This is a genomic window from Psychrobacter sp. AOP30-A2-5, assembly GCF_052378115.1.
Taxonomy (GTDB): Bacteria; Pseudomonadota; Gammaproteobacteria; order Pseudomonadales; family Moraxellaceae; genus Psychrobacter.
Window position 1 is genome coordinate 92,980 of record NZ_JBQSXK010000009.1, and the last position, 25,596, is coordinate 118,575.

23 protein-coding genes are annotated in these 25,596 nt (G+C 43.1%); 9 read left to right on the forward strand and 14 right to left on the reverse strand.

Annotation, left to right across the window (positions count from 1 at the left end):
- Nucleotides 1-196: 196 nt before the first annotated feature.
- A complete protein-coding gene (locus ACT3S4_RS08405) occupies nt 197-691 on the reverse strand; it encodes a nuclear transport factor 2 family protein (RefSeq protein ID WP_060490899.1) in 495 nt (164 codons plus the stop codon).
- A gap of 445 nt (nt 692-1,136) precedes the next feature.
- Nucleotides 1,137-2,420 carry a CNNM domain-containing protein gene (locus ACT3S4_RS08410; RefSeq protein ID WP_444760866.1) on the reverse strand — a complete coding sequence of 428 codons (1,284 nt, stop codon included), beginning with the start codon at nt 2,418-2,420 and terminating at the stop codon, nt 1,137-1,139.
- Nucleotides 2,421-2,972: 552 nt separating this feature from the next.
- Between ACT3S4_RS08410 and yajC the strand changes: the two genes are divergently transcribed.
- The 6 genes from yajC (at nt 2,973) to ACT3S4_RS08440 (ending at nt 9,993) form a co-directional block, all read left to right on the forward strand.
- Nucleotides 2,973-3,302: a preprotein translocase subunit YajC gene (gene yajC, locus ACT3S4_RS08415; protein WP_045446152.1), complete on the forward strand. Its 330-nt coding sequence runs from the start codon at nt 2,973-2,975 to the stop codon at nt 3,300-3,302.
- Nucleotides 3,303-3,886: 584 nt separating this feature from the next.
- On the forward strand, nt 3,887-5,764 hold the full coding sequence (gene secD, locus ACT3S4_RS08420) for a protein translocase subunit SecD (protein WP_055124186.1): 1,878 nt from the start codon (nt 3,887-3,889) through the stop codon (nt 5,762-5,764).
- Between the two features lie 9 nt (nt 5,765-5,773).
- Nucleotides 5,774-7,036, forward strand: a complete 1,263-nt coding sequence (gene secF, locus ACT3S4_RS08425) for a protein translocase subunit SecF (protein ID WP_087815635.1) — start codon at nt 5,774-5,776, stop codon at nt 7,034-7,036.
- 313 nt (nt 7,037-7,349) lie between these two features.
- On the forward strand, nt 7,350-8,765 hold the full coding sequence (locus ACT3S4_RS08430; protein ID WP_176393095.1) for an MATE family efflux transporter: 1,416 nt from the start codon (nt 7,350-7,352) through the stop codon (nt 8,763-8,765).
- 141 nt (nt 8,766-8,906) lie between these two features.
- Nucleotides 8,907-9,638, forward strand: coding sequence for an AzlC family ABC transporter permease (locus ACT3S4_RS08435; protein WP_227675918.1), 732 nt, complete (start codon nt 8,907-8,909; stop codon nt 9,636-9,638).
- The gene (locus tag ACT3S4_RS08440; protein ID WP_087815638.1) at nt 9,628-9,993 is read left to right on the forward strand and encodes an AzlD domain-containing protein; all 366 of its coding nucleotides are present in this window, start codon (nt 9,628-9,630) and stop codon (nt 9,991-9,993) included. The genes ACT3S4_RS08435 and ACT3S4_RS08440 overlap by 11 nt, the downstream gene beginning before the upstream one ends.
- 169 nt (nt 9,994-10,162) lie before the next feature.
- Here ACT3S4_RS08440 and purF read toward each other — a convergent pair whose 3' ends face one another.
- The 11 genes from purF to ACT3S4_RS08495 form a co-directional block, all read right to left on the reverse strand.
- Nucleotides 10,163-11,698: an amidophosphoribosyltransferase gene (purF, locus tag ACT3S4_RS08445; RefSeq protein ID WP_055124190.1), complete on the reverse strand. Its 1,536-nt coding sequence runs from the start codon at nt 11,696-11,698 to the stop codon at nt 10,163-10,165.
- 317 nt (nt 11,699-12,015) lie between these two features.
- Nucleotides 12,016-12,513, reverse strand: a complete 498-nt coding sequence (locus ACT3S4_RS08450) for a CvpA family protein (RefSeq protein WP_045446136.1) — start codon at nt 12,511-12,513, stop codon at nt 12,016-12,018.
- A gap of 136 nt (nt 12,514-12,649) precedes the next feature.
- On the reverse strand, nt 12,650-13,684 hold the full coding sequence (locus ACT3S4_RS08455) for a quinone-dependent dihydroorotate dehydrogenase (RefSeq protein WP_060490895.1): 1,035 nt from the start codon (nt 13,682-13,684) through the stop codon (nt 12,650-12,652).
- A 182-nt stretch (nt 13,685-13,866) separates the two neighbouring features.
- Nucleotides 13,867-14,412, reverse strand: coding sequence for a DUF4870 family protein (locus tag ACT3S4_RS08460; RefSeq protein ID WP_227675917.1), 546 nt, complete (start codon nt 14,410-14,412; stop codon nt 13,867-13,869).
- Nucleotides 14,413-14,577: 165 nt separating this feature from the next.
- The gene (gspM, locus tag ACT3S4_RS08465) at nt 14,578-15,153 is read right to left on the reverse strand and encodes a type II secretion system protein GspM (RefSeq protein ID WP_087815640.1); all 576 of its coding nucleotides are present in this window, start codon (nt 15,151-15,153) and stop codon (nt 14,578-14,580) included.
- Between the two features lie 65 nt (nt 15,154-15,218).
- Nucleotides 15,219-16,475 (reverse strand): type II secretion system protein GspL, encoded by a 1,257-nt coding sequence (gene gspL / locus ACT3S4_RS08470; RefSeq protein ID WP_087815642.1) that lies wholly within the window; start codon nt 16,473-16,475, stop codon nt 15,219-15,221.
- A 230-nt stretch (nt 16,476-16,705) separates the two neighbouring features.
- Nucleotides 16,706-17,164, reverse strand: a complete 459-nt coding sequence (locus ACT3S4_RS08475; RefSeq protein WP_087815644.1) for a SixA phosphatase family protein — start codon at nt 17,162-17,164, stop codon at nt 16,706-16,708.
- 84 nt (nt 17,165-17,248) lie between these two features.
- Nucleotides 17,249-18,544, reverse strand: a complete 1,296-nt coding sequence (locus tag ACT3S4_RS08480; RefSeq protein WP_444760865.1) for an NAD(P)H-dependent glycerol-3-phosphate dehydrogenase — start codon at nt 18,542-18,544, stop codon at nt 17,249-17,251.
- Between the two features lie 177 nt (nt 18,545-18,721).
- On the reverse strand, nt 18,722-19,366 hold the full coding sequence (locus tag ACT3S4_RS08485) for a nitroreductase family protein (RefSeq protein ID WP_087815646.1): 645 nt from the start codon (nt 19,364-19,366) through the stop codon (nt 18,722-18,724).
- Nucleotides 19,367-19,555: 189 nt separating this feature from the next.
- Nucleotides 19,556-20,656, reverse strand: coding sequence for a cell division protein ZapE (zapE, locus tag ACT3S4_RS08490; RefSeq protein ID WP_087815649.1), 1,101 nt, complete (start codon nt 20,654-20,656; stop codon nt 19,556-19,558).
- Nucleotides 20,657-20,784: 128 nt separating this feature from the next.
- Nucleotides 20,785-21,444: an alpha/beta hydrolase gene (locus tag ACT3S4_RS08495; protein WP_087815651.1), complete on the reverse strand. Its 660-nt coding sequence runs from the start codon at nt 21,442-21,444 to the stop codon at nt 20,785-20,787.
- Nucleotides 21,445-21,758: 314 nt separating this feature from the next.
- Between ACT3S4_RS08495 and ACT3S4_RS08500 the strand changes: the two genes are divergently transcribed.
- From ACT3S4_RS08500 to xseB, 3 genes are all read left to right on the forward strand, one after another.
- Nucleotides 21,759-22,127: a hypothetical protein gene (locus ACT3S4_RS08500; protein ID WP_045446124.1), complete on the forward strand. Its 369-nt coding sequence runs from the start codon at nt 21,759-21,761 to the stop codon at nt 22,125-22,127.
- A gap of 233 nt (nt 22,128-22,360) precedes the next feature.
- The gene (gene xseA, locus ACT3S4_RS08505) at nt 22,361-23,875 is read left to right on the forward strand and encodes an exodeoxyribonuclease VII large subunit (protein ID WP_201553717.1); all 1,515 of its coding nucleotides are present in this window, start codon (nt 22,361-22,363) and stop codon (nt 23,873-23,875) included.
- Nucleotides 23,876-23,937: 62 nt separating this feature from the next.
- Nucleotides 23,938-24,186: an exodeoxyribonuclease VII small subunit gene (gene xseB / locus ACT3S4_RS08510; protein WP_045446121.1), complete on the forward strand. Its 249-nt coding sequence runs from the start codon at nt 23,938-23,940 to the stop codon at nt 24,184-24,186.
- A gap of 12 nt (nt 24,187-24,198) precedes the next feature.
- Here xseB and pncB read toward each other — a convergent pair whose 3' ends face one another.
- A complete protein-coding gene (gene pncB / locus ACT3S4_RS08515) occupies nt 24,199-25,440 on the reverse strand; it encodes a nicotinate phosphoribosyltransferase (protein WP_087815655.1) in 1,242 nt (413 codons plus the stop codon).
- Nucleotides 25,441-25,596: the final 156 nt, after the last annotated feature.

The following is a 25,596-nucleotide window of genomic DNA, read 5'->3' on the forward strand; positions in this document are numbered from 1 at the left end:
AGTTGTTCAACCCTGTGAATTTGTATGGCTATTTATGATGGAATGCTTAGCTTTCGAAGAGCCTGATTAATGCACTATTGTCTTTGATTATCCACTGATAAAGACGTTTCTTAATCAATGCTTATCCATTAATACCTAATTGTTGATAATGTCTAATTGCTGACTAGCCAGTACTGAGTTATTAGTCGAGTAACGATTAATTAATCGTTACTTGTGATACGGCACGTAGCAGCACCGCATTACCAGTCGATAACGTCAGCGTCACTCTTGAGGTAGTGACAAATGAGACATTTTTACCATCTTTTACCCAGCTCTCATTGGTCGTGACATTGGCTTTGGCCTGATCGCCCGTAATAACGATGTTATCCACAGAAATATCATAACGGTAATTAGAGGTGTTATTCCAACTATTTTGCAACAACTTTAAATAAGCATCTTTATCTAAACTGGTAGACTTACCTTTTCTAGATAATGAAATCAGTGCATCGTCAGAGACAAGACGCGCGACCTGATTGACATTTTGGCTATTCGCTGATGACTTCATTGCTGCTATATAGTTCTGCACCAAAGCTTCGGTCATGGCTGCCGCTTGTGCACTGATACTCACAGTACTTACAACGGTCACTACCGCCGCCACGCTGGCACTTTTTAGCAATAATGCCAAAAGCCCTTTTCCCCATAATCGTTTCATCATAATCCTTAGCAATGCTGTTATCGTTGTTGCCATCTTTTGATGACTAACGTTTTTTATTGATTAAATATAGTAGTCGTTTATTACTCATTAACATCATGATAAATGAAGCGAGCACTGGCTAGCGTGTGCCCTCTTCATTCTACTTGTGAAAAATATCTGTTTAATCATCACCTACTTATTAATGATGACAGCGTACTTTTACCATAGAGTGAGACTATCATTCAATTCTCACAGCTATGTGACACCCTGTGTAATTATTGCGAATACTAAAATACCAACCATATGGCACAATTATTTCTGGAAATATGAGTCACTGCCCATCGTTATCATAAATACTAGATATATTAACTGAACCACTTACGCAGTACACAGCTCAGTTTTCGCTCTAATTTTAGGTCGCTTTCTGTCAATCCAATCTCAATTTAATAAGCCAAATGGAAGCTTACTTAGCGTCCGTACTATTATCTTCGTATTGTTGTTCATCATCACTAAGCTTCATGCCCAATCGCTCTACTCGTCTGTCCATCATTTGTCGAGCCAGTGCTTGCATGTCTTCGACGCGGTCTATTTCATCCACAATCTCAAGTCCCAATAGCGTCTCAAACACATCTTCTAAAGTAACCAAACCTTTGACTTCACCATACTCACCGACTGTAATCGCAATATGTATACGGTTTTTTAGCATCAGCTCTAACAAATCAAACAGTTTCATTTTTGAAAAAACAAAAGTAATGTCACGTTTAAACTGAGTCAACGGCTTGTGCATCGCATGGTTTACTTTTGCTAATAACATGTCTGTTTTTAATACAAAACCTGTGATGTTATCCAAGTCACCATCATAAATTGGCAGTCGTGAAAACGTCAATTTTGGGCGATCAACCAATAATTCAGCGACTGTTTTGTTTTCTTCAAACGCCAACATCACCGAACGCGGGGTCATGATATCTTCGACTTTGATCGCACCAAATGCTAGTAAATTGCGAATAATGCGCGATTCTAATGGGTCAATCTGTCCTGACTCTTCACCGATACTGGCAAGTGCCGCAAATTCACGACGACTGAATGCTTGGGGTTCTTTGCCACGTACTAGCAATTTGGTTAACTTTTCTGAGATCCAAATAAGTGGATACAACAGCAGGATAATGCCTCGCACGAAGTAAGCGACCATACCGCTTAGTTGACGCCAGTATAGTGTCCCAAGCGTTTTTGGAATAATTTCAGATAAAAACAAAATCGCCAAGGTCATAATGGCAGAAAACAGTCCAAACCAAGCACTACCAAACACAATCGTGGCTTGGGCACCAGCACCGATAGAACCTAATGTATGAGCCACTGTATTCAAAGTCAAAATAGCCGCCAATGACTGATCGATATTATCAACCTTTAAGCGTCTTAGCATATTTGCTTTTTTCGGATTGCTTTCTTGAACATCAGCGATATAAGACGGCGTCATGCTCAGTAATGCAGACTCAGCCAATGAACAGACAAACGAGATACCGATGGCGACAACCACAAAAAGTATGAGTAATAGCACACTGATCGCGGTCGGCTCTGCTAAAGCATCAGCGGCAAAAGCTGGATATGGCAATAGCAGCATCGCCGTCAGCGCTGATACCCCAGCAATTGAATTGGTACGACTAAGACGCTTTGAATAGCGTGATGTCGGAGGAGGTTTAGCAGACGCTTCTTTACAAGCGCGTGGACGACATAGACGAGGTACAAACATAAAAGTGGTAAACAAGTTAGGTAACCTAAACAGAAAAAAAGTAAAAGGGATAATAATATAATGAGCAAACGATACTAAATCGTTAAAGGCAAACAACAAAACAGACATGATTAATTAGCTATTAGTTATCTGCTAAAACGATGGTAACTCGCTGCTCAAAACTGATTTAGCAGCAGATAATAGGATATATTATATACTAATAAACTGTGCGCTAAATGCAGGGAATTATTGCCATTTGATAGTAGCATTGATGATGTCATTTCACAATAAGACGCTATTGTTAAGTCTTTGTTTTTTGGTATCCTTGATCATACCTTTTGCTACGCTACTACTACCTAGCATCCATTCGCTGCTTGAATTTTGTTATACTCTCAGCGCTTTGGCGTCACTTATATGAGGTGGCAAAAATATTGCCGCAAAAAGTAATGACCGCTAGCATGCCATTACCTTAAGAAAAACATACTCAGCCTATGATTAACAGTTACCAAGTCTGGGATTTTTTGTTACTATGCGTTTAATTTTATTATTATCTATGACTTACTGAGAGAAATTATGTTGTTATTTATCCAAGCTGCCCATGCTGCACCAGAAGCTGCTGGTGCGATGTCACTATTTAGTCAAATACTATTGCCTGTTGCTTTTTTTGCGATTTTTTACTTCTTAGTCATTCGTCCACAGTCTAAGCGTACCAAAGAACATCGTGCCATGGTCAATGCATTGACTGTCGGTAGCGAAATCATTTTTGCTGGTGGTTTGATGGGTCGTATCAAAGCCATTGAAGGTGACTATGCAGTGGTCAGCCTAAACAATAATACTGATGTCAAAGTACAACGTGCTTCTGTTATTTCAGTGTTACCTGCTGGCACAATCGAAAGCGTTTAATGATTGATTGAAATATTAGTCGCGTTTTATTAATGATTACTAGGGCGTGTCCTCATTTTAAAAATAGGGGTAAAAATGAAATAAATTGCCGTCAAACAAGGAAAGTAGCGCAAATAATATCGAGATATTAATAAGCTATTTGACGATGTTTGGCAAAATTTAGCCATTTTTAGCCCATTTAGAGGATAATCGATTGAATTGAGGACACGCCCTAATCTTTCGTTAATAAATATAGTGATTAATACAGTGCCTAAGAATGACCGTACCTTATTTACGGTCATTTTTCGCTATAGAGCAATGATGTAAAAACAGTCTCATAGAGTATAGACAATTTATGTTTATGCTTTTGACCATGCTGTCTTTATTGATTTTATCAGTGATATTTTGCTGACTATATATTTTTGATGACTATATAAAGATACGTCTGTATTATTTGCTCTACTGTTTTACTATCATCGCGGATGATCGCAATGGTGCATGATGACGACTGCTAGATACAGCACTCAACCATTGCTATCGCTAACTTCCCATCTGCTAACTTGTGGCCTACGTCGCCAGTCGTTTATCAACCTAAAGAAGTGATTATGCAATATCCCGCTTGGAAATACTTACTTATTGCCGTCGTGCTAATCATTGCCGGTCTATATGCTGCTCCTAACCTCTATCCTGATGAACCTGCCGTGCAGATTACAAGCGCCGCTGCAGGTACACAGCTGTCTGAAGGTATCTTGACTGAGTCTCAAAGCTTGCTTGAAGAGGCTGGCATCAATAACCATGATGGAACCTTTGAGGGCAACAGTGCACTGGTACGTCTTGACAATCCAGTCGATCAGCTCAAAGCTCAGGAAGTACTGCGTCAAAACTTGGGCGAAGACTATGTCGTCGCGCTTAACTTGGCGCAAACGACGCCGCAGTGGCTACGTGATATCGGGGCAAAACCGATGAAACTCGGCCTTGATTTGCGTGGCGGTGTGCGTTTTGTACTAGAAGTCGATATGGACAAGGCGCTTGAACAGCGTTTGACCAGTGCCAGTCGTGACATGCGTCGCGAGCTACGTGCTGAGCGAATTGCGATCAAAGGCATTAAGACAGAAGATCGAAGTGTGGTATTACATTTCGCTGATACAGATGCTCGTAACCGTGCACAGAATGTTCTGCAAGGCTCAATGGGCAATACCTTTAGCTTGCAATCCTCTATTGATGAGCAAGGTCCTGCACTGATTTTAGCGTACAACGATGCAACGCTTGATGAAATCAATAGCTATGCGGTCAATCAAAACTTGACCACCCTTCGCAATCGTATTGCTGAGCTTGGTGTGACTGAAGCTTTAGTACAGTCTCAAGGTGCTAGCCGTATCGTCGTCGAGCTTCCTGGCGTACAAGATACTGCTGAGGCAAAACGTGTCTTAGGGCGCACTGCAAACCTTGAGTTCCGTATGGTTGCTGAAGACAGCGAAAACTATACGGGCGGCATCCCTCCAGCGGGTACCGAAGCTTTCCCGTTTGAGACGCTTGATGGTCCGCCGGTACTGCTTGAACGTCAAGCGATTGTCACGGGTGATAAAGTCACTAATGCTCAAACTGGTGTGGATGAAAGCGGCTCTCCTGAAGTCAGCATTACTTTAGATAGTGCTGGTGGTAAGCTCATGCAAAATGCCACTCGTACCGCCGTTGGCAAACAGATGGCTGTATTGTTCATCGAAAACAAGCAAAGAATCACTTACGAAGAAGATCCAGAAACTGGCGAAACTGTCGAAGTTAGAACGCCTTATGCTGAGACCAAAGTCATTAACCGTGCCAATATTCAAGCGGTCCTTGGCTCATCCTTCCGTATTACTGGTCTAGATAGTAGCGCTGAAGCTGCCGAGCTTGCACTACTACTACGCTCAGGCGCACTTGCCGCACCGATGTACTTTGTAGAAGAACGCACCATTGGTCCATCATTAGGTCAAGACAATATTGATAAAGGTCTATTCTCTACGCAAGTCGGTTATCTATTAGTGTTTGCGTTTATGATTATATTCTATCGTCTATTTGGTGTGATTGCCAACGTGGCGCTGGCCGTGAACGTTATTATCATCATTGCTATTATGTCAATCTTAGGCTCATCACTTACCTTGCCTGGTATTGCTGGTATCGTTTTGACCATCGGTATGGCCGTCGATGCCAACGTACTGATCTTTGAGCGAATACGTGAAGAGCTAGCAAACGGGGTACGGCCCAAATCCGCCATCGTGGCAGGTTTTGATCGAGCCTTTAGTAGTATTTTCGATGCCAACATCACCACCCTATTGATTGCTTTTATTCTATTTGCAATTGGCACGGGTCCGATTAAAGGCTTTGCGGTTACATTGGCTATTGGTATTGTCAGTTCACTGTTTACCGCTATTATGGTGACACGTGCGCTGGTACAGATTGCTTATGGTAAGCGTAAATCTATCAAACGTTTGAGCATCGGTTAGGAGAACATTATGACGATTGATAAGAACAATCCTTTAGAACAGCAGAATAATCCAGATCGAGATGGTTCAAGTGGCTCAAATGTTGAGGCAAGCACACACCGCCGTAAAAAACCACGCCGTGATGGGAAAGGTAGTAATACCAAAGCCAATAACCCAACTACCGCTAAATCAAAAAAAGGCAAAGCTCTGAGCGGCAGTAAGGATGCGGGTAAAGACAGTCAAGCACTGACCACCCAAGCAGCCAATCCTGATGTAGAATCGGGTGATGCCGCTGATGATGCGGCTGCAATCGCTGAAGGCGGTATCAAAGCCGTTGGCAACCAGCGTATTATTCCGTTTATGAAGATAGAAAAGCCAATGGCACTTTTATCTCTATTGATGGTTATTGGTAGTATCATTGCAATTGCAGTAAACGGTCTAAACTTAGGACTTGATTTTACGGGTGGTGTGTCCGCAGATGTGCGTTACGAGCAGCCTGTTGAGCAAGTTGAAGTCGTACAAGCATTGGCCGATAATGGCTTTGATGATGCCGTGGTACAATATCTTGGTACGCGAGAAGAACTCCTCGTACGCTTGCCACCACAGTCTGATAACGTAGACGGCCTAAATAGTAGCCTGACTAAAGCATTAACCCTGCCTAATAATAATGTTGAAATCAGTAACGTTAATATTATTGGCAGCCAAGTTGGTAATGAAATTTATCTAAACTCAGTCATGTCACTGGTATTAGCATTGGTCTGTATGTTGGGCTATGTTGCCTTACGTTTCCAATTTAAACTCGCTCTTGGTGCGGTATTATCGCTGTTTCATGATGCTATCGTGACCATTGGTGTTTTTGCGTTATTTGGTTTCCCATTTGACTTAACCGTCTTGGCGGCCGTCTTGGCACTGGTTGGTTATTCTATCAATGATACAATTGTTGTGTATGACCGTATTCGTGAGAATTTTCGTCGTGTCCGTGGTATCACACCTCGCCAGACCGTTGACCTGTCTTTGACCGAAACGTTGCGCCGTACCATTATGACCATTTCCACTGTTTTACTCGTCGTACTTGCCATGCTATTCTTAGGCGGCGATGGACTGTTCTGGTTCTCAGTAGCGCTCTTCATTGGTCTGCTTGCCGGTACTTACTCATCAACGTATATTGCAAGCTCGATTCCATTACGTATGGGTCTATCACGCGATGACTTTATTGTGAAAGTAAAACCTGAGTTTGAAGAAGAAATTGTCACTTTCAATGATCCAAAAATGTTTGAACAAGACAATGCTTAATAAATTTTATACTTTCTCAAGCTAATCGCTAGCTAAGATAGTATTTAAGCAAGCATCAAGAAAAGCACCTGACTCGTGAATAATGAGTCTAGGTGCTTTTGTCTTTGTAGCTATTTTTGCCTTGAATATCACACTTGCTAGAGCTAACTCCATTTAAAACAGAGTCCAGGCAACAAAGTACAAATATATAAGCCATACTTCAAGTAAAGTTAACGCCGTAACGCCTTTATAATGAATTGACTATACGGTAATGTCATAGCGTTAATGACACTAACTCCGCCCTTCTTGTTTTTCAGCGATAAACGAGCCAAAAATGCCAATGACCACCTCGCCACCTAGTGCTATGCCACCGATTGATACTCGATATGCGCGCATCGTTGCTATTGCGTTGCCCGTGTTATTGGCCAACCTAGCCATGCCACTACAAAGCGTCATCGATACCGCGATCGTGGGTAACATGAATGACACGGCTAAACTTGCTGGGATGGGCTTGGCGATACAGTTATTGTCTTTATTGCTCGTGAGTTTTAACTTTTTGCAATATGCGTCTTCTGGGCTATCGGCTCAAGCGCTCGGACAATCGGTCAATCATGTTGATAATTCTACTCATACCACAAAATCGTCAACCCCATCACCCCTACTATCAATCTTGCAACGTGCCTTGTTATTAGCGTTTGCTATCGGTAGCATTCTGTTACTGGCAAAGCCTTGGTTGATAGATTTTGGCTTGCAAGCCCTATCGGCTAACCCTGAAAGTGGGCAAGCGGCAAAGACTTATTTGGATGTACGCTTTTGGGGCGTCATCGCTGAGCTAATGAACTTTGCCTTTATTGGCTGGTTTGCTGGTCAAGGTAAGACTCGCTACATGCTTTACCAGCAAGGCTTTATCGCTATGCTAAATATCATTCTAACCTTGTTTTTTGTCTACGGCATGCAGATGGGCTTGGTTGGGGTGGCGTTAGGAACCACTATTGCCTTTTGGCTAGGCGTGATACTAGCATTGTGGCTCAGCCGTCAGCATTTGCAAATATCTTGGCAAGCCTTATTCACTGCCGACAAGCAACATTTTTCTAAAGAAAAAATGCTTAGGCTATTTTCATTAAATAAAGATATTTTTATCCGTACTCTAATCTTGACGTTGAGTTTCGCTTGGATTACCCGCTTGTCGGCTCAAAGTGGTGACGTCATCCTAGCCGCCAATGCTATTTTGCTTCAAGTATTAAGTATCTCAGCCTTTGCTCTTGATGGCGTGGCAGTATCGGCTGAGACGTTAAGCGGTCAAGCAGCAGGACGACGGGATTGGCCACGTTTTCGTATTATCGTCAAGCGCACCGGTATCGTCAGTTATGGTCTAGCGATAACGTTGAGTGCAATATGGTGGCTGGCAATGCCAACATATTTGCAATTTATGACCAATATCGAGTCCGTTTTTACGTTGGCATATGAGTACCATCTTTATGCGGTATTACTACCTCTCGTTGGCGTTGGTGCCTATTGGCTAGATGGTATATTTTTTGGCTTAACTGCCGGTAATGTGATTCGTAACGCAGCATTGATACTCGCCGCTATCTTTTTTCCACTTAGCTGGGTGCTCTACCAACAGTGGGATATGACTGGTATTTGGCTAAGCGTGTGGTGTTTGTTATTACTTCGGCTGATTATTTTGGGTGGCTTCTTGTACCGGGCTCATCAAACAGCCAGCTATGAAAAGCTCCAGCCGTCTGTGTAATGTTCTTCGATTAAGTGTATTTTTTCTAGGGTGTTTTTGCCATTGCTCGCACTAGGCTTCATTTTAAAACCAGTTTTCTAACATTAATCTTTCAGTAAAATATTAATAATAACCAAAAAACAGCAAAAATTAGGATGTCATGTGACTACTCATTCAAAAGAATTACATCAACAGCATGAGACCAGCTACGACTGGGCGGCGGGGTTCAAAAAAAGCCTACCTGTGGCGATGGGCTATTTACCTGCGGGTATCGCCTTTGGTGTGCTGGCACAAGTTGCCGGTATCCCTGTGTGGGCAACGATTATGTTGAGTGTTGTACTGTATGCGGGCGCCGCTCAATATGCTTGTTTGCCGATGCTGAGCGCTGGTTTACCGATTGGTAGCATCGCAACCAATATTGCCGCTATTAATCTACGTCATGTATTTTATGGTATGCCATTATTGCAATACCTACCAGAACATAAGCTTGCCAAAACCTATTGCCTATTTGCCCTGACTGATGAAACTTTCTCTGTTATGACCAGTTTACCTAATGAGTCAAGACAAGCGTTGATACTACCATTGAGCTTATTTAATCAAAGCTGGTGGGTACTGGCGAGCACGGTTGGTGTCATGATCGGCAGTACTCTGAGCGATTTGGTACCACATTTGGATTTTGCCTTAGTCTGTCTGTTTGCAATCTTAGCTTATGAGCAGTTCCAAAGTATCAAACGTTATTTCCCCATTGCTATTGCTATCATTTCTTTAGCGGTGGCCTCCTTATTTACTAGCAATTGGTTGTTATTGGTAGCTATCACCATTTGTATGCTATTGATTTTAGCTCGTGGGTTTTGGACGCAGCGCAATATGACAGGAGCCAACAATGACCAGTAGTTACCTTATTTTCGCAACCTTTGCGATGGCCGCCGTGACCTTTATTACCCGTGCGCTACCCGCCTTAATACCCAGAAAGTTGTTAGACACACCTTGGCTGCATCGGCTCAATGAGAGCTTGCCGCTATCAGTCATGGTATTACTTATTTTGACCAGCCTTTCTTATCAAAATTTATCAGCAACGACTGGGCTAGATAGTGCTGAACTGCATTTATTGATGGCGCAAATTGGTGCCCTTATTTTGGTGTTGTTCGTTTATCATATCAGCCGTCAGCTGTTGGTCAGTATGGTCGTTGGCATCGCCGCCATTAATGGCTTACTATGGGTATTTACTAATTTTTTAAGTGGCTACTAGAAAATTGATAAACACGTGAATGGATAACAGCTTATAGTTCATATGAATAATTTTAAACCCTGTAATTGAACTATATTTAAAATAAAAAAAGGCTGGATTCTTATGAGAATCCAGCCTTTTACTTTCTAAAAGTGCTGCAAAAAACTGATACTTTTAAGAAATTGATAGCTTAAAGCTCTTCGACGCCCATCATATCAACTGGGGTATCAGCCACTATCTGTACGCCTTTTTTGCCCGTCTTGGCAGTGTCATTGCGCTGCTCTTGTAGATGCTCAAGATACGCTTCATTGATCTGCCCAGTGATGTAGCAACCATTAAATACGGCACAATCAAAACCTTCAACTTTGCTGTACTTGGTATCTTTTACCGCATCAATCAAGTCGTCCAAATCTTGGAAAATCAATCTATCCGCACCGATGATATCGCGTACTTCTTCTACCGTATGACCTGAGGCAATAAGCTCACTGCGTACTGGCATATCGATACCATAGACGTTTGGATATTTAACCGGTGGCGCGGCACTAGCAAAAAACACTTTATTCGCACCAGCATCGCGTGCCATTTGGATGATTTCATGGCAAGTGGTACCACGAACGATAGAATCATCAACCAACAGGACGTTTTTACCTTTGAACTCAAGTGGTACGGCGCTGAGTTTTTGACGAACTGATTTTTTACGTTGTTGTTGACCTGGCATAATAAAGGTACGACCGATATAGCGGTTTTTCATAAACCCTTCACGGTACTTAATATTCATTTTTAGTGCCAGCTCCATCGCTGACGTACGCGAGGTATCTGGAATAGGAATCACCACATCGATATCGTGATCTTCACCCCATTCAGCAAGGATTTTATCAGCCAGCTTTTCACCCATACGTAAGCGTGCTTTGTAAACTGAGATGTTGTCCATGATAGAATCTGGACGGGCAAAATACACATATTCAAAGATACAAGGCGTGTATTCTTGCTGCTCAACACACTGATGGGTATGTAATTTATGATCTAAATCAATGAATATGGCTTCGCCAGGTTTGACATCACGGATAATACTAAATCCTGATCCTGTCAGTGCAACTGACTCTGAGGCAACCATGTACTCGGTGCCGCCATTCGGTGCCATGCGCTTACCGAAAATAAGCGGACGAATACCGTTTGGATCACGAAATGCGAGCAAACCATGACCAGTAATCAGAGCGACCACGCCATAAGCGCCTTCGACGCGACCATATACAGCCGTGACTGCTTCAAAGATATCAGCAGGCGTTGCTTTGGTTTTACCCAAGTTTTGCATTTCATGGGCAAGTACGTTTAGCAATACTTCTGAATCTGAATCGGTATTAAGATGTCGGCGATCTTCGATGTATAAAGACTTGGCTAAGCTCTCAGCATTGGTCAAGTTACCATTGTGTGCAAGGGTAATACCATAAGGTGAGTTGACATAAAATGGTTGCGCTTCGGCACTGCTTGACGTGCCTGCTGTTGGGTAGCGGACGTGACCGATACCAAACTTACCAACCAGTTTCATCATATGACGATTCATAAATACGTCACGTACCATGCCATTTTCTTTACGTAGATAGAGTCGTCCATCTTGCAAAGTGACAATACCCGCTGCATCTTGCCCACGATGCTGTAGCATCGTCAAACCGTCATAAAGAATCTGATTGACTGGTTCGTGAGCTGCAACTCCAATGACTCCACACATAATAGCTATATCCTATTTTGACTCATTAATTAGTACTACAATAGTGGCAAGACTGCTAACAGTAGATTATAAAAAATGCGTACTGTCACTCACCGACGACATGATGATTGTTGTTCAGAATTTAACGAATATTTATCTTTTGACTATTAGCAAAATGCACTATTTGTTGGCATTTGTGGTCTCTAAATGCGATTAAATAATTTTTTATCAAGGATGACTTACACAGAGGATATGATAGAAGCGATAACCTCTAGCACCATAAATCCAAGCTATCAGCATCGAAGCGTTGAGACATTAAAGGCTAACCGTAAAAATACTTACGACTGATTGACTTGATCCCAAGCCATACCTAATACATCTGAGACCAACGCTTTACCCATCGGGGCATAAGGCAATAGCTCAGGCGCGAGCACTGACGTTTGCCATTGTGGCATTTGCACCAGTAACGGCGCGCTGACGCTAAGCACAACTAAAACCATCAGTACATTTTTAGCAGCACCAAGAACACCACCTGCCATTTTGTCAACGACACCCAAGCGTAAGGTTTTAAGCACGCCTGAGAATACAAATGCCACTAAGTGCATGATGGCCAATATGATTATCACCACCAATAAAAATGCCATTGCCATTTGTAAAACAGGGTTTTGTACCATGCCTGATAGTTGCGGCGAAACCACTCCTGCCAAACGTGTGGCAGCAATCAGGGCAATAAACCAACCGACTAGACCAACGGCTGTTTTAATCAATCCGACTTGAAAGCCGCGCCATAAGCCGATCAAAACAACAATAGCAATCACGATATCCAGACCACTCATGTTCTACGCCTCATACCTTATCGATTTTTATCAGATGTTTACTTTCTTTTTTGTGACACATTAATCTTTGATGACTCAGCTCAAAATACAGTCATCTTGTGCATATGATAGGTAATGAGCTAAGGATATTGATCCGCTATAGCTCCATCGCGTCGTAATAGCCACCGATTGCTTGAATACAAGACTGTACCAGCCCAGGACCACGATAAATGAGCCCCGTATAGAGCTGCACCATATCTGCACCCGCTTCGATTTTTTTGACGGCTTTTGCACCACTGTCAATACCGCCGACGCCTATTAAAGCGACTTTACCATCTAGCTGATCGGAGAACTGTTGTAAAATTTGGGTACTAATGTGGCTGACTGGGCGACCGGATAGACCACCTGCTTGCTCACCATCAGGTAAATCTTCAACACCAACACGGCTCAACGTTGTATTGGTCGCAATCAACCCATCTATCTCAAAATCGAGCAATTGCTGCGAGATATAATCCACTTGTAGCGGCTCTAGATCAGGCGCAACTTTCAATACCAGTGGCACATAAAAACCATATTCAGTGGCTAATTGGCTGTGACGATTTTTAATCGTATCCAAAAGCTGAGTCAAGGCCTCGCCACTTTGTAAATCACGCAGATTCTTAGTATTTGGTGAGGAGATATTAACGGTGATATAGGAGGCATGCGGATAAGCACGCTCTAAACAATAGACATAATCATCGGCGGCTTGCTCTACTGGCGTATCGGCATTTTTGCCAATATTAATCCCAATATTGCCTTTATATTGACAGCGCTTGACGTTTTCGATCAAATAATCGATACCTTGGTTATTGAAACCCATTCGATTGATGATAGCATCCGCTTGCTTGATTCTAAACAACCTTGGCTTATCATTGCCTATTTGCGGTCTTGGCGTGACCGTGCCCACTTCTATAAAACCAAAGCCCAGCTCAGCCAACGCATCGATATAATCACCATTTTTATCCAGTCCTGCCGCTAGGCCGACCGGATTGGTGAATTGCAAGCCCATACAGTCTGTTGGCTGCATTGACTGACCGTATACCAAACCTAAAACACGTGCTTTATGAGCTTTATCTAATAAAGATAAGGTCATCTCGTGGGCGTGCTCTGGATCCATCTTAAACAAAAAAGGGCGAAGTAAGGCATAAGACATAGTAATGGCAGACCCTGCTCGAAAGAAATAGTGAGTGAATAGTGCGAATAAAATCAAGCGCTGCGATTATATCAGCTTAACAGAAATAAGAGCAAAGTTTCATGCGCTAAATTTCTGTATTAGAGTACTAATAGCTATACCTACATATTGGCTAAGGAGCTGACAGATGTATTCTAAAGTCCCTAAGGTACAGGACGACCATCCGTCAGGGCTATCCAACCACGGACGATACGATAAAGATGCCATATGAAGGTAAAAATCATGATTAGCAGGCCAAATACCGCTAATAATACCGAACCAATGGCAATATTATTGCTATCAGCCAGCATACTGATGCCAAAACCCCCTAATGCAAAGGTAATGATAATGATGCCTAAGAAGAAAAACACGATGCTATACCAAAAGGTCTTAATCTGCCAATCGAAATGCGTGGACAACCACGAACCCTCTGCGTCATGGCGCTTCGCATAGTTCATCACAATTGGTACAACCCACAGTAATCCAGCGGTAAAATAGCTGATTACGTATAAAAAATAAGTAATATGATTATAAGTGATTAAAGAACGGCGCTTACCAGTGCTCATATTGTCACTCGCCCCATAGCTCTGCCTTTGCTGAGTCATTTCATGATCAAATGCAGCTTCAACTGACGCATTACTCTGGTGTTCAGCAGTTCTGGTCTGCTGATGGCTACGTGTGTCAGGTTTGCGATCAGAAGATTGATTCATCTTAAATATCCATCTCTGGCTGTGTGATAGTTAATCAATTGTGTCAAACGTGCAATTTTTCAATGATGCTAATGATAAATGGCTATTTTAGAAATTGATGATTAGTTAATTTGGGGCAATAGTAGATAAAGAGTAAAATATTTCCAGTTTCCACAGCATATCGATTTATGAGGTGACAGTCGCTTGTACTTGAATGGCTTTGGTAACCAAGTCTTGCTGTATCGATAGCTGACTGAACTGCCAGCCTTGCTGTTCCAGCTTTCCAAGTGCTGTGCTGACCACCGCTTGACTGGCATGATTGAAGCTCAGTTGCACAGCATCACCCGTCGCAACGACTTGAGCGTTGGCAATACCTGAGTTGTTTAACAATGCACTGATACTATTGGCAGGTGGCATGGCGGCTTCACCATCCGCCGTGTTTGCCGCATTGATCGCATTACTATCGATATTGCCAGCTTGGGCACGCAACCAAAAGTAATCAGCCACTTGCTCTTGATAGTCGCGCTTACTATCGTTTGCCGCTTGATGAATACTATAACCACCATAGCCCCCAATGAACAATAATAAGAACATAGACAATACGGCCAATGCCAACTGATCACGTGGCGAAAGTGCCTGCCAACGTAACGATAGCATCTGTTGAAAATTATTTACACGCGTTGACAGCACATTGGTTCCAATACTGTTACTGGTCTCTGGCGTGATGTTATTACGTTTAGTGCGGCGCTGCAATCGTTTCATTTTCCAACCTTTTTGACTTTTATTACCACTGCCTATTTATTACCGTTGCCTAGTTGGCAAATAAATTATGATGCCGCTACATTGGTTTGCGTAGTGTCATTATTTTCTACGACATTCACCGTAACTTGACCACTAAACTGCCCTTGCTCATTACTGTTTACCTGTGCAAGCTTGGCATTTAAACCCTGCGCAACAAGTGTGCTCGTAAACTTATCAAGACTATTACGATCAGGGGCAATCAAGGTAAAGCTGAGTGCTGATGGCTGCATCACTAATGCTTGCGCCCGCAGTGAAGACTGTTTGATTAACGGGGATATACGAGTCAATGCTGCCATATGAGAGGCTGGTGCTTGGCTGTCACTGCGCAGCTTTGGTTGCAATTGCACTTGCAGTTTGGTGCGCGAGCTTAATGGCTCATTTGGAAACCAAGCTTGATACTGCGCCGCAATCTCAGCTTTGGTCGCTACCGTCGCCTTACTATACTGATACCACTGCAGGCCATCGGTCGCCATCTGTAATACCAGTGCCGATAACGCGACCATCGCTGCCACACGCAAATACGGTGAGAGCTTTGAGTCCGTTGATTTAATAAAGAAGTTAAGCGCGTGACGCTCAGGGCTGTCAACAGGCTTGGGCGGCGTGGTCAATGTGGTTAATAATAACTGATGATCTGCAACAAGCGCGGCCGTTTGTGCCATAAAGCTCGTGGGCATTGCCGAATTTGTTGGCTTTGAAAGATCATCTAAAGCCGTTATGGGCGGTAATATATTCACTTCACTTAAATGCGGGAAACGTTCAAAGATCAAGGGCAAATAACTGACAGCCATACCTTGTCGCAATGACTGACGCAGTAGCATGGTTTGCTCATCTTGATACAGTGTTACTTGCTGACCTGCCCCTTCATCTGGCGTTGGCAGCAATAAAAAATCAGGCAGTAACGCCGTTATGCTCATGCCAGCGAGCTTAGCACTCTGCTGCCATGACTCGATATCGCTTTGCGCCAGTGCATACAGTTGGTGATTATCAGCTTCACTGATTTGCCGAATCGCCAATTGCTCAACAGGGGTCAAGGATGTCTCTTCAAACAAGTATTGCTTGCCGCTATTGCCCAGCTGTTTAAGCTGAGTCGCATTCAGCTCAGTATCTACCTGCAATATATGGCTTGATGGAAAGTATAGACACAAAGTCTTCTGTGCATTGGTTTTATAATTACCATAGATTGCTTGTAGCTGTTGCCAACCATCGACCGTTTGCCATTGCTGAATATCTTCATGCCAGACAGCTAGCGGGCTATGCTGCGCTCGTAACCAAACATGTAACACTAAGCGTGTCCTTAATTATTAAAGCTGCTTTAAATGTAGGATAAGATAGGATTCAGACAATCTCATGCTGATGCAGGTTGGTTTGTTATCATCATTGTTCTCCTGTAATAGCTAAAACCTGATGCATTGGCGACTGAAATTTTAGTAGCCAACCCTTACTTAGCCAGTTTAACACCACTAAGCATCAATAGACTAAGTGTCAACAATATCACTGACGATTCGACCTAATCTCAATACGGCTGCTCAGGCACAAAACGATCAATCTCTTTTGCCATACCTGCCATTACAAATTCCATCTCAAACACCCTTGCTTCTGCAAGAGAAAATGATTCAGGATAATCACCGGTTAATAAACCAGCGATATAAGCAACGATAGACATATGACACACCACTACCAGACACTCAGCGTCAATATTCGCAATATCTATTAAGGCTTGACGCGCATCATCAGAAGGCGTGATATTTTGCTGTACGATTACTGGAACCTTGGGCGCGCGCGTCTGAAATGCTGCTAGCGTCTGCTGTGCTCTATCATAGGGACTGACGACAAAATAATCAGGATGATAGTGAGTCATCACATACTCTGCCGTCTGCATTGCTTGCTGTTGACCAAAGTCAGTTAACTGGCGCGCGCTGTCTGGGCGCGACTCATCTTCTGCTTGACCATGACGTACTAGTATAATTTTCATAACCTTCCTTTATGCATTGTCATGATGACGTTGTTTGCAGAATAATCATTCTTAGAACAACGTCATCATTTAACATTGGGGTTTTTACTTACTGTCAGTATCGCCACTTTCATCATCAGTGCTATCGCTTGACGTCTTCATCTGCGCAGTTAGCGCCGCATTACTATGATCATGTGCCATTACAAATTCAACATCACTACGGAAGCCCGCTTCCATGAGATGTAACGCCACACCTAATGCTGCTTTATCTTCATAAATGACCGCATACAATGCATGGGTAATAGGCATGTAGATGCCTTCTTTGGTAGCTTTCTCATGCACTTGCTGAATGGTATTGACCCCTTCAGCTGTTTGACCGAGTTTTTTCACCGCGGCCTCAATACTCATACCGCGACCGAGCATGTTGCCGATACGATAGTTACGACTGAGCTCTGAGCTACAAGTGGCGTATAAATCACCCACACCAGACAATCCTAAGAAGGTAAGCGGATTCGCACCCGCCTCAACCCCAAAGCGGCTCATCTCTGCCAAAGCACGAGTCAATATCATTGCCTTGGTATTTTCACCGACATCATAGGCCGCCGCCATTCCCATGGCAATCGCATAGATATTCTTTAGCGCACCGCCAAGCTCCACACCTTTGACATCATCACTGGCAAACACTCGAAAAAACGCACTATGTAATGCGGCTTGTACGGCATGGCGCAAGGGCTCAGACTCACTGGCGATAACGGTCGCCGATGGCATGTTTTTCATGATCTCTATCGCAAGGTTTGGCCCCGACATGACACCAAAATTCACTTCAGGTAGCTCATCTTTAATAATGTCGCTCATCATGGCAAAAGTATCTTTCTCCATACCTTTGGTCAATGACACAATAGACTGACCACTGATAAATGGTGCAATATTCTTTAGGGTCTCACGAAAAGCTAAGCCAGGCACAGCGATGAAAACGATATCTTTGTCTTTGACGGCTGCTGCCAAGTCATGGCTGTACTTAAGGCTGTCATCAAGCTTATAACCTGGTAAATATTTTTTATTGGTCTGCGTTTTTATCATCGCTTTTACCGTACGCTTGTTACGTACCCATAGCGTGGTATCACAGCCATTGCGTGCAGCCAAGTTTGCCATTGCTGTACCAAAACTACCACCGCCTAGAAACGCCAAACGTAGCTTGGTAGGATTGCTGTGAATATCCGCCATGTTTTTTGCCACTGCTGATTCTACCGCGCTAGGATTGAGTTTTTTACGACCAATACCCGATTTGGTAGCACATTCGATGATACCTGCCAGCAGACTGTTTTGCTTTTCAGGGGCATTCGTATTCACCTCAGTATTATCGCTACTTATGTCTTTATTGCTCTCATTAGGGCTGGTCATTTGCTGTTATCCGTATTGGCTGATTTATTATTAATAGAATTTATCATGGGTTATTTATCATGACTTATGACGCTTTGGAGTATTGAGGCTATCTATCTTTTTGCTACACGACCGACTGTCTTCTTAGAGAGCGGTATTCGTCAAGAGAAAAGCGCCACTAAACAGCGCTTAGATATATTATGACTCAAATCGCACTAAAGACTCGATATCAATCGGTTTACGGGCGGGTTCATTTTTGGGACTGGTGCCAGTATAAACAAAAGCCGTCACATAATCATCTGGACCAACGTCAAAATATAATTTAACAGCAGCTTCATTACATAGCAGTCCCGTACGCCACACTGTACTAAAACCTTGGGCTTTTAGCGCCAAAATCAGGTTTTGTACAGCTGCACCCGCACTTAGCATTTGTTCAAAAGGAGGAACTTTTTTGTGCGCTTGTATTTTTGTGACAACTGTGATGATGACGGGCGCTCTTAATGGCATGGCCTGAGTTTTTACGATGTCCTTTTCGGACAGCGTTTCGCCCTCTTGCACCGCTTTAGCTTGAGCCGCTGCGACCAAGGCATTGCCCAATTCATGACGGGCGTCCCCCTGTGTCACTATAAAACGCCATGGGCGCAGTTTTTTATGATCTGGCGCTGTCGCCGCACACTCAATCGCTGTTTCGATTTGGGCATGTGTGGGTGCTGGCGTATCCAAATTGCCCATACTGCGCCTTGAATTGATCCAGCCAATCATTTCTTCACTGCTAATCGGCATACTGTTAGTGGTGATGTCTTTGGTCGACAGTTTTTTATCATTTTCGTCGGATGTAGTCATTACCGCTCCTTATTTATTATTATCTTTTTATGCAAAAAACCAATGCTTTGGTTGGCTCTCAATACTGTCAAAAAACACGTTATGTCAAACGAATATATATCAATATTGAGTGTGAATGACTTGAATGGAAAACCATGAGTGTTTTAATCGACAACTTGTAGATTATCATCGGCTATGAAGAGGCTTTAATTATGCCGCATCATCGACCCGATGCTCCATGCGCAGATAATCCTCTGACTGCATCTCAAGTAAGCGCGAGCGTGTCCGTTCAATCTCAAACGCCAATTTCTCTCCTTGATATAGGTCCAAAATCGACTGCTGCGCTCTAACCAGCAATTTAACACGGCGATCATAAAACTCATCAACCAGATAAATAAACCGACGGGTCGGATCACGTAAGTCATCATCTAAGGCAGGCACGGCATTGACCAATACTGTGCTGAACTGCTTGGCGATTTCGATGAAATCAGATGCTGATCGTGGCTCCATACATAAATGACGGAAATCACAGAATAAAATATCCTCAGTGCGAGCATTAATTCTAATTTCGCGACCATTAATCGTAATTGGCTCATTACTGATTTTTTGGTTATTGGATAAACTGGCAAAACGGTTGGCTAACCAATGATGATTCGCTTTCGTCATAGGCGACTCATATAGCTCTGCCTGCTGCAATACGCGCAAACGATAGTCGATACCAGAATCGATATTCATCACCGTAGTATGACGCTCTACTTCAGCGATAGCGGGCATAAAACGGTCACGATGTAAGCCGTCTTTATACAATCCTGATGGCTCAATATTTGAGGTGGCGACCAATGTAATACCACGATTGAACAGCATGGTAAATAAATCACCCAAAATCATGGCATCAGAAACGTTAGAAACAAAGAACTCATCGAAACAGATAATAACCGCTTCTGCATAAATGATGTCGGCGACTTTTTCTAATGGGTCACTCTCACCTTGCAGCTTGTTTAGCTCTTGATGAACGCGCTGCATGAAATGATGAAAATGCAGACGCATCTTGCGATCAATGGTCAATGAATCATAAAACATGTCCATCATCCATGTTTTACCACGACCTACCCCGCCCCACATATACAACCCCGTTGGTGCTGTCGGCTTGGACTTTAAAAAGCCAAAAAAGCTTTTCTTCTGTGGCGCACTATTGATGAGCTGATGATGTATCTCATCAAGATAGCTCATGGCCTTAAATTGCTGCTCATCTCGAGTAAACTCATCTGTACTGACGGCTTGCTCGTAACGTTGCAATGGAGATAAACTCATAATACGACTCATCATTAGACAAAATAAATAGTAAGGTAATGGTTGATTCTGCATGAACTCGTCAAAGTAAAGCGATCAGAGCTCATGACTTGATAGCGGTTCTCTATCCTAATATTACTAGGTAACAACTAAGCGTCGCTACCAAAGGTATGCTTTTCTAATAAGCCTTTCAACTCTGACAGACGTCCATGAAAAAAGTGCCCTGCGCCCTCTACAACGCTGACAGCAATTCCTAATCGCTCCGCAAATGCTTGCATATTATCAGGGTCAATCACTTCATCAGCATTGCCATAAATCTCAAAAGTTTTATCGGCTGGCAAGCTTATATCACTGCTGTTATTTTTTTCAACGGATGGAGCAATAAGGGCGATTTTAGTAATCTCAAAATCGCCTAGCCCCCAAATATGAGGGGCTTCAAGTACCTGCTCAGCCACCCGTGCTGTCACATAACCGCCAAAAGAAAAACCACCCAACCATAACTTGCGCGCATTGGTTTGCTCTGCAATCCATTGTAGCACGGTCATTGCATCTACGACTTCACCATCCGCATAATCGTGCTCGCCAGTCGACTGCCCGACACCGCGAAAGTTAAAGCGTACCACGTGCATACCATTATCACGAGCAAAGCGATACATCGTCGTTACCACTTTATTATTCATCGTGCCGTCGAATAACGGATTGGGATGACACAGTAACGCCACTGTATCGGTATTTGGATTGTTAGGATTATCTTGTTGCCAAAGCGCGTCGACTTCGAGCACGCCAGCAGGAGCAGGAATTAATGGCATAAAATTACTTATTGATTAAAAATGAATAGGTCAATTATCCTAGATATGGTTTATATTTCAAGTGATTTGCTGTGTCATAGTACCGCTTATTTTCATTTTCGCTCATCATAAGTAAACGTCGCCTATGAATATATGATGAATATGTGCGGTCTCTGCAATACCGCACACAATAACCGACTAGACACCCCAGAGCCGAATAGGGTAGATTCATCATAGTTGTTGAGCCACCTATGGACGGATACGTGCATGGCGTATCCTCAACTTTGCTGTGATATTCAACTTTATATATGACTGACAGACATTAGGAATCGTTTATGAATACTATTAATAAAACCGCTGCACTGACTGCTACTTTGGCGGCAGCACTCGCCCTAAGTGCTTGCCAAACTACGCCTTCATCACCAGTTATCCAGCGTGCAAACTCTATTTATGAGACGACTGGCATCGCCGATAGCAAAGTAAAAGCACAGCAAAATGCGATAGACAGCGCACAAAAGACTTGCAGAGGTAAGCAAGTTATTATCGTCGATGACAAAGTCACTTATAACGGTATTTTAGATGAAAATACCGGTCGGATGATTGGGCAAGCCAGTGCCGTCCTCGGTACGATCCTTGGTACGGGCTCGCCGAACTTATCACGTGATGACGATTACGAGTATAAAATCAACTTTCGTTGCCAATAAAATAATTATTATTTCATAAAGCACTTATTTGGCGGCTCGTTATTTAATAAAGTATCTTGTTATTTAACAAAGTATTTAGCGAACCAATCAGCGATAAGAATATATTAGTCGCTGACTGGTTGGCTTCTCTTTTTGTGTGCTCGCTTTTGGGGTAAACTATCCTTTCTGATTTTTTATGACTCTTATTCTATAAACAGCTCGTTTTTAAGCTCCCTCACTTTTGGTCTATTATTATGCGCAAACCCAACCTGTCAAATATGAAACCAGCTAAGGTATTAGCGCCTGCTAAAGATTTAGCGACCTTGGAAGCCGAGTTAGCTGAGCAAGAAAACAATATAGAAGTCAATTTAGAAGATACCGTTCTGCGGTTGAGTGACTATTTATCAGCCGTTGATATGGTTATCAAACAGACCTTTAACCACCGTGTATGGGTAAAAGCAGAGATTCGCAATCTATCTAGTAAAGGCGGGCATTATTACTTTGAATTGGCAGAAAAAGATGATGACGGTAAGGTCATTGCTAGTTGCCGCGGCAATCTTTGGCGCTTTAAAGCAGCACGCGTCTTAGCAAAATTTGAGCGCGCAACTGGCATGCCCCTTGATCGTGATTTGACAGTATTGCTCAAAGTATCCGCAGGCTTCCATGCGCAATATGGCTTCTCTCTCACTATTGAAGATATTGACCCTAGCTACACGTTAGGCGACTTGGCGCGGCAGTATGCAGAGATGGTCGACCGCTTGACGGGAGAAGGCTTATTAAACCTGAATCAACAGCTGCCTGTTCCATTTGATATTGAGCATGTGCTGGTCATTGCCCCTGAAAAAGCCGCTGGATTAGGCGATTTTCAAGCCGACGCTGATCGCTTAGCGCGCACAGGTGCCTGTCATTTCCATTATCATAATGCGACCTTTCAGGGTAATCATGCGCCAAGCGAGATCCGCCAAGCAATCGTTAACGCCCAGCAGCAGTTTTTTGATACTTATAAGCACCTGCCAGACTTATTAGTCATTATTCGTGGCGGCGGTGCGGTCGGTGATTTAGCCTATCTAAATGATTATGAATTGGCAGCATTGGTTGCCGAGCAGCCTATCCCTGTCTGGGTTGGCATTGGTCACGAGCGTGATAAAGTGATCTTAGATGAAGTCGCGCATACTAGCTTTGATACCCCATCAAAGGTGATTGCCGCTATCATGACGCATTTAGCCCAGCTCGTCACTCAAACGCTGCAATACCAAGCGCAAATAAAACAAGCTGCTCAGCGTCAATTAAGCACCGCTGCACAACAAACGACACGCCAGTTGAGCCAAATACAATCACAAACAATTGGTCAATTAACCGCTCTGCAAAAAGACAGTGATTATGCGTGGCGTAGTATTCAGCAAAGCGCTCAGCGCCAAGTCAAGCAAGCCGCCAGACTCACCAGCGAGCTACGCACACAGACTCAAGCGGCTGCCTATCAGCAGTTAACAGTGGCTGCTAGCGCCAGTCAAAATAACCAAAAAACGATTATGCATTCCGCACAGCAGCAGTTAATACAAGCACAGCGTGATAGCGAACATCTGCGTGATATTGTGCTCCTGCACCGTCCTTCTCGGGTGCTCAAGCAAGGCTATACCATGCTTACTGATGCAAAAGACAAGCAAATACTGACCAGCGGTACGCAGCTCCATCCAGAACAAACGGTGCACATTCTCTTAAAAGACGGTAAAGCAAAAGCACAGATTATTGACGTAAATATTAATAAATAAGAAGTACAACCTACCGTCGATTCAACTTAATCAAAGACTTTATTTTAAAATTAGGAAACCTTATGACAACCCCTACTCGCAAACGCAAAAAAGCCGCCCCAAAAACCTTTAAAGCGGCTTATGATATTCTAAAAACCAATGCCGCTGAATTACAGCAACAAGATGAGCCAGATATTGATAATCTGATGACGACTGTTGAAGAGTCGATTGCTGCTTATCGCGTTTGCGAAACCCGTATCAATGCGGTACAGCAAGCACTAGATGCCGCTTTTGCTGAAGAAGAAGATAAAACAGAGAATAGCGACAGTTAAGTTAAGTCAATTCTATTCAGGCTCGTCGACTTCAAATACTTGGCGCAAATAGGCAAGATACGTGTCGTTATTAATCATGGTCTTGCCTGGACTGTCTGACAGTTTAGCGACTGGCTGCCCATTGCATTCCACCAATTTTAAGACAATATTTATCGGGGTGATACCCATATCATTGGTGAGGTTGGTACCAATACCAAAGCTGGTCTTTATTTGACCTTTAAAATACTGATGTAAATCCCAAGCTTTATCCAAATCTAAGCCATCACTAAAGGTTAAAATCTTGGTTCTTGGGTCTATTTTAAGATTTTTATAATGAGCAATCGCCTTATCACCCCAGATATACGGGTCACCGCTATCGTGACGTAAACCATCAAACAGCTTAGCGAAATACAAATCAAAGTCACGTAAAAACGCATCCATCCCAACGACATCGGTCAGCGCAATACCCAAATCGCCTCGATACTCATGCACCCACGCTTCAAGCGCCGCTTTTTGTGAATCACGTAAACGCACATCCAAAGCCTGAAATGCCTGCATAAATTCATGTGCCATCGTACCGATTGGCGTCATTCCCAGCTTTTTTGCTAAATACACGTTGGAAGTACCGCTCACTATTTTTGGTTCCGCTTTATGCAAAGTCTCAACCACATGGGCTTGCCAAGCTTTGCTAAAACGTCTACGAGTACCAAAATCAGCGATAATTAATGGCGGGGTATTAGCATCACATTTTGCCTGCTCTGTCGCATATTGATGCAACAATGTGACTTTTTCATCCAATCTGCGCTGCCCTTCTTCAATCACACTGGCATTCGATAGCGCATCAAAATACAGCTCATTAACGATGGCGAGTACAAACACTTCAAAGAACATCGCTTGAATCATCGGTCCTTCGATATCGATAAATAAGCGACCTTTATCATCCGTACTGACGGTAATAAAACGACGTTTCAACTTAAACAATTCTAGATAGTCAACGAAGTCTGAGCGCATAAAGCGCAAACCACGTAAGTACTCTAGTTCATCCTCTAAAAATCGTAATTCACATAAATTGTCTAACTGCTGCTCTAGATCATCTTTAATATCAGCCAATGGATACAGCGTGTCTTTATTATTACGGCAGCGAAAGCGATACACACCATGTGTCTGTGGAAACTGATGCAGCATGGCTTGCAGCATCGTAAATTTATATAAATCATTATCGAGTAAAGAGGTAATAATAGGTTCGAAAGGTTTAGAGGTATGAGTAACGGTCATGTTACAGCCTTAAATACAAAAATGAAAAGCCGCCAAACAAATCCAGCGACGAAATAGGTATACATAACTTTGACTTCCTCCCCGCCCTCAAAGGAGGGGGATTCCTACTAAAGACGGCCAAGCCCGACCGCGAGAATGTTTTTTGCTCCATTAACA

Bases quoted from the DNA above. Each gene is read 5' to 3' on its own strand.
- xseA (WP_201553717.1), top strand. From the start codon at position 22,361: ATGCGCAAACCCAACCTGTCAAATATGAAACCAGCTAAGGTATTAGCG.
- purF (WP_055124190.1), bottom strand. From the start codon at position 11,698: ATGTGTGGAGTCATTGGAGTTGCAGCTCACGAACCAGTCAATCAGATT.
- ACT3S4_RS08405 (WP_060490899.1), bottom strand. From the start codon at position 691: ATGAAACGATTATGGGGAAAAGGGCTTTTGGCATTATTGCTAAAAAGT.
- ACT3S4_RS08480 (WP_444760865.1), bottom strand. From the start codon at position 18,544: ATGACCAGCCCTAATGAGAGCAATAAAGACATAAGTAGCGATAATACT.
- ACT3S4_RS08495 (WP_087815651.1), bottom strand. From the start codon at position 21,444: ATGCCATTAATTCCTGCTCCTGCTGGCGTGCTCGAAGTCGACGCGCTT.
- xseB (WP_045446121.1), top strand. From the start codon at position 23,938: ATGACAACCCCTACTCGCAAACGCAAAAAAGCCGCCCCAAAAACCTTT.
- pncB (WP_087815655.1), bottom strand. From the start codon at position 25,440: ATGACCGTTACTCATACCTCTAAACCTTTCGAACCTATTATTACCTCT.
- yajC (WP_045446152.1), top strand. From the start codon at position 2,973: ATGTTGTTATTTATCCAAGCTGCCCATGCTGCACCAGAAGCTGCTGGT.
- ACT3S4_RS08460 (WP_227675917.1), bottom strand. From the start codon at position 14,412: ATGAATCAATCTTCTGATCGCAAACCTGACACACGTAGCCATCAGCAG.
- secF (WP_087815635.1), top strand. From the start codon at position 5,774: ATGACGATTGATAAGAACAATCCTTTAGAACAGCAGAATAATCCAGAT.
- gspM (WP_087815640.1), bottom strand. From the start codon at position 15,153: ATGAAACGATTGCAGCGCCGCACTAAACGTAATAACATCACGCCAGAG.
- ACT3S4_RS08410 (WP_444760866.1), bottom strand. From the start codon at position 2,420: ATGTTTGTACCTCGTCTATGTCGTCCACGCGCTTGTAAAGAAGCGTCT.
- ACT3S4_RS08475 (WP_087815644.1), bottom strand. From the start codon at position 17,164: ATGAAAATTATACTAGTACGTCATGGTCAAGCAGAAGATGAGTCGCGC.
- ACT3S4_RS08440 (WP_087815638.1), top strand. From the start codon at position 9,628: ATGACCAGTAGTTACCTTATTTTCGCAACCTTTGCGATGGCCGCCGTG.
- ACT3S4_RS08485 (WP_087815646.1), bottom strand. From the start codon at position 19,366: ATGACTACATCCGACGAAAATGATAAAAAACTGTCGACCAAAGACATC.
- ACT3S4_RS08430 (WP_176393095.1), top strand. From the start codon at position 7,350: ATGCCAATGACCACCTCGCCACCTAGTGCTATGCCACCGATTGATACT.
- secD (WP_055124186.1), top strand. From the start codon at position 3,887: ATGCAATATCCCGCTTGGAAATACTTACTTATTGCCGTCGTGCTAATC.
- ACT3S4_RS08450 (WP_045446136.1), bottom strand. From the start codon at position 12,513: ATGAGTGGTCTGGATATCGTGATTGCTATTGTTGTTTTGATCGGCTTA.
- ACT3S4_RS08455 (WP_060490895.1), bottom strand. From the start codon at position 13,684: ATGTCTTATGCCTTACTTCGCCCTTTTTTGTTTAAGATGGATCCAGAG.
- ACT3S4_RS08500 (WP_045446124.1), top strand. From the start codon at position 21,759: ATGAATACTATTAATAAAACCGCTGCACTGACTGCTACTTTGGCGGCA.
- zapE (WP_087815649.1), bottom strand. From the start codon at position 20,656: ATGAGTTTATCTCCATTGCAACGTTACGAGCAAGCCGTCAGTACAGAT.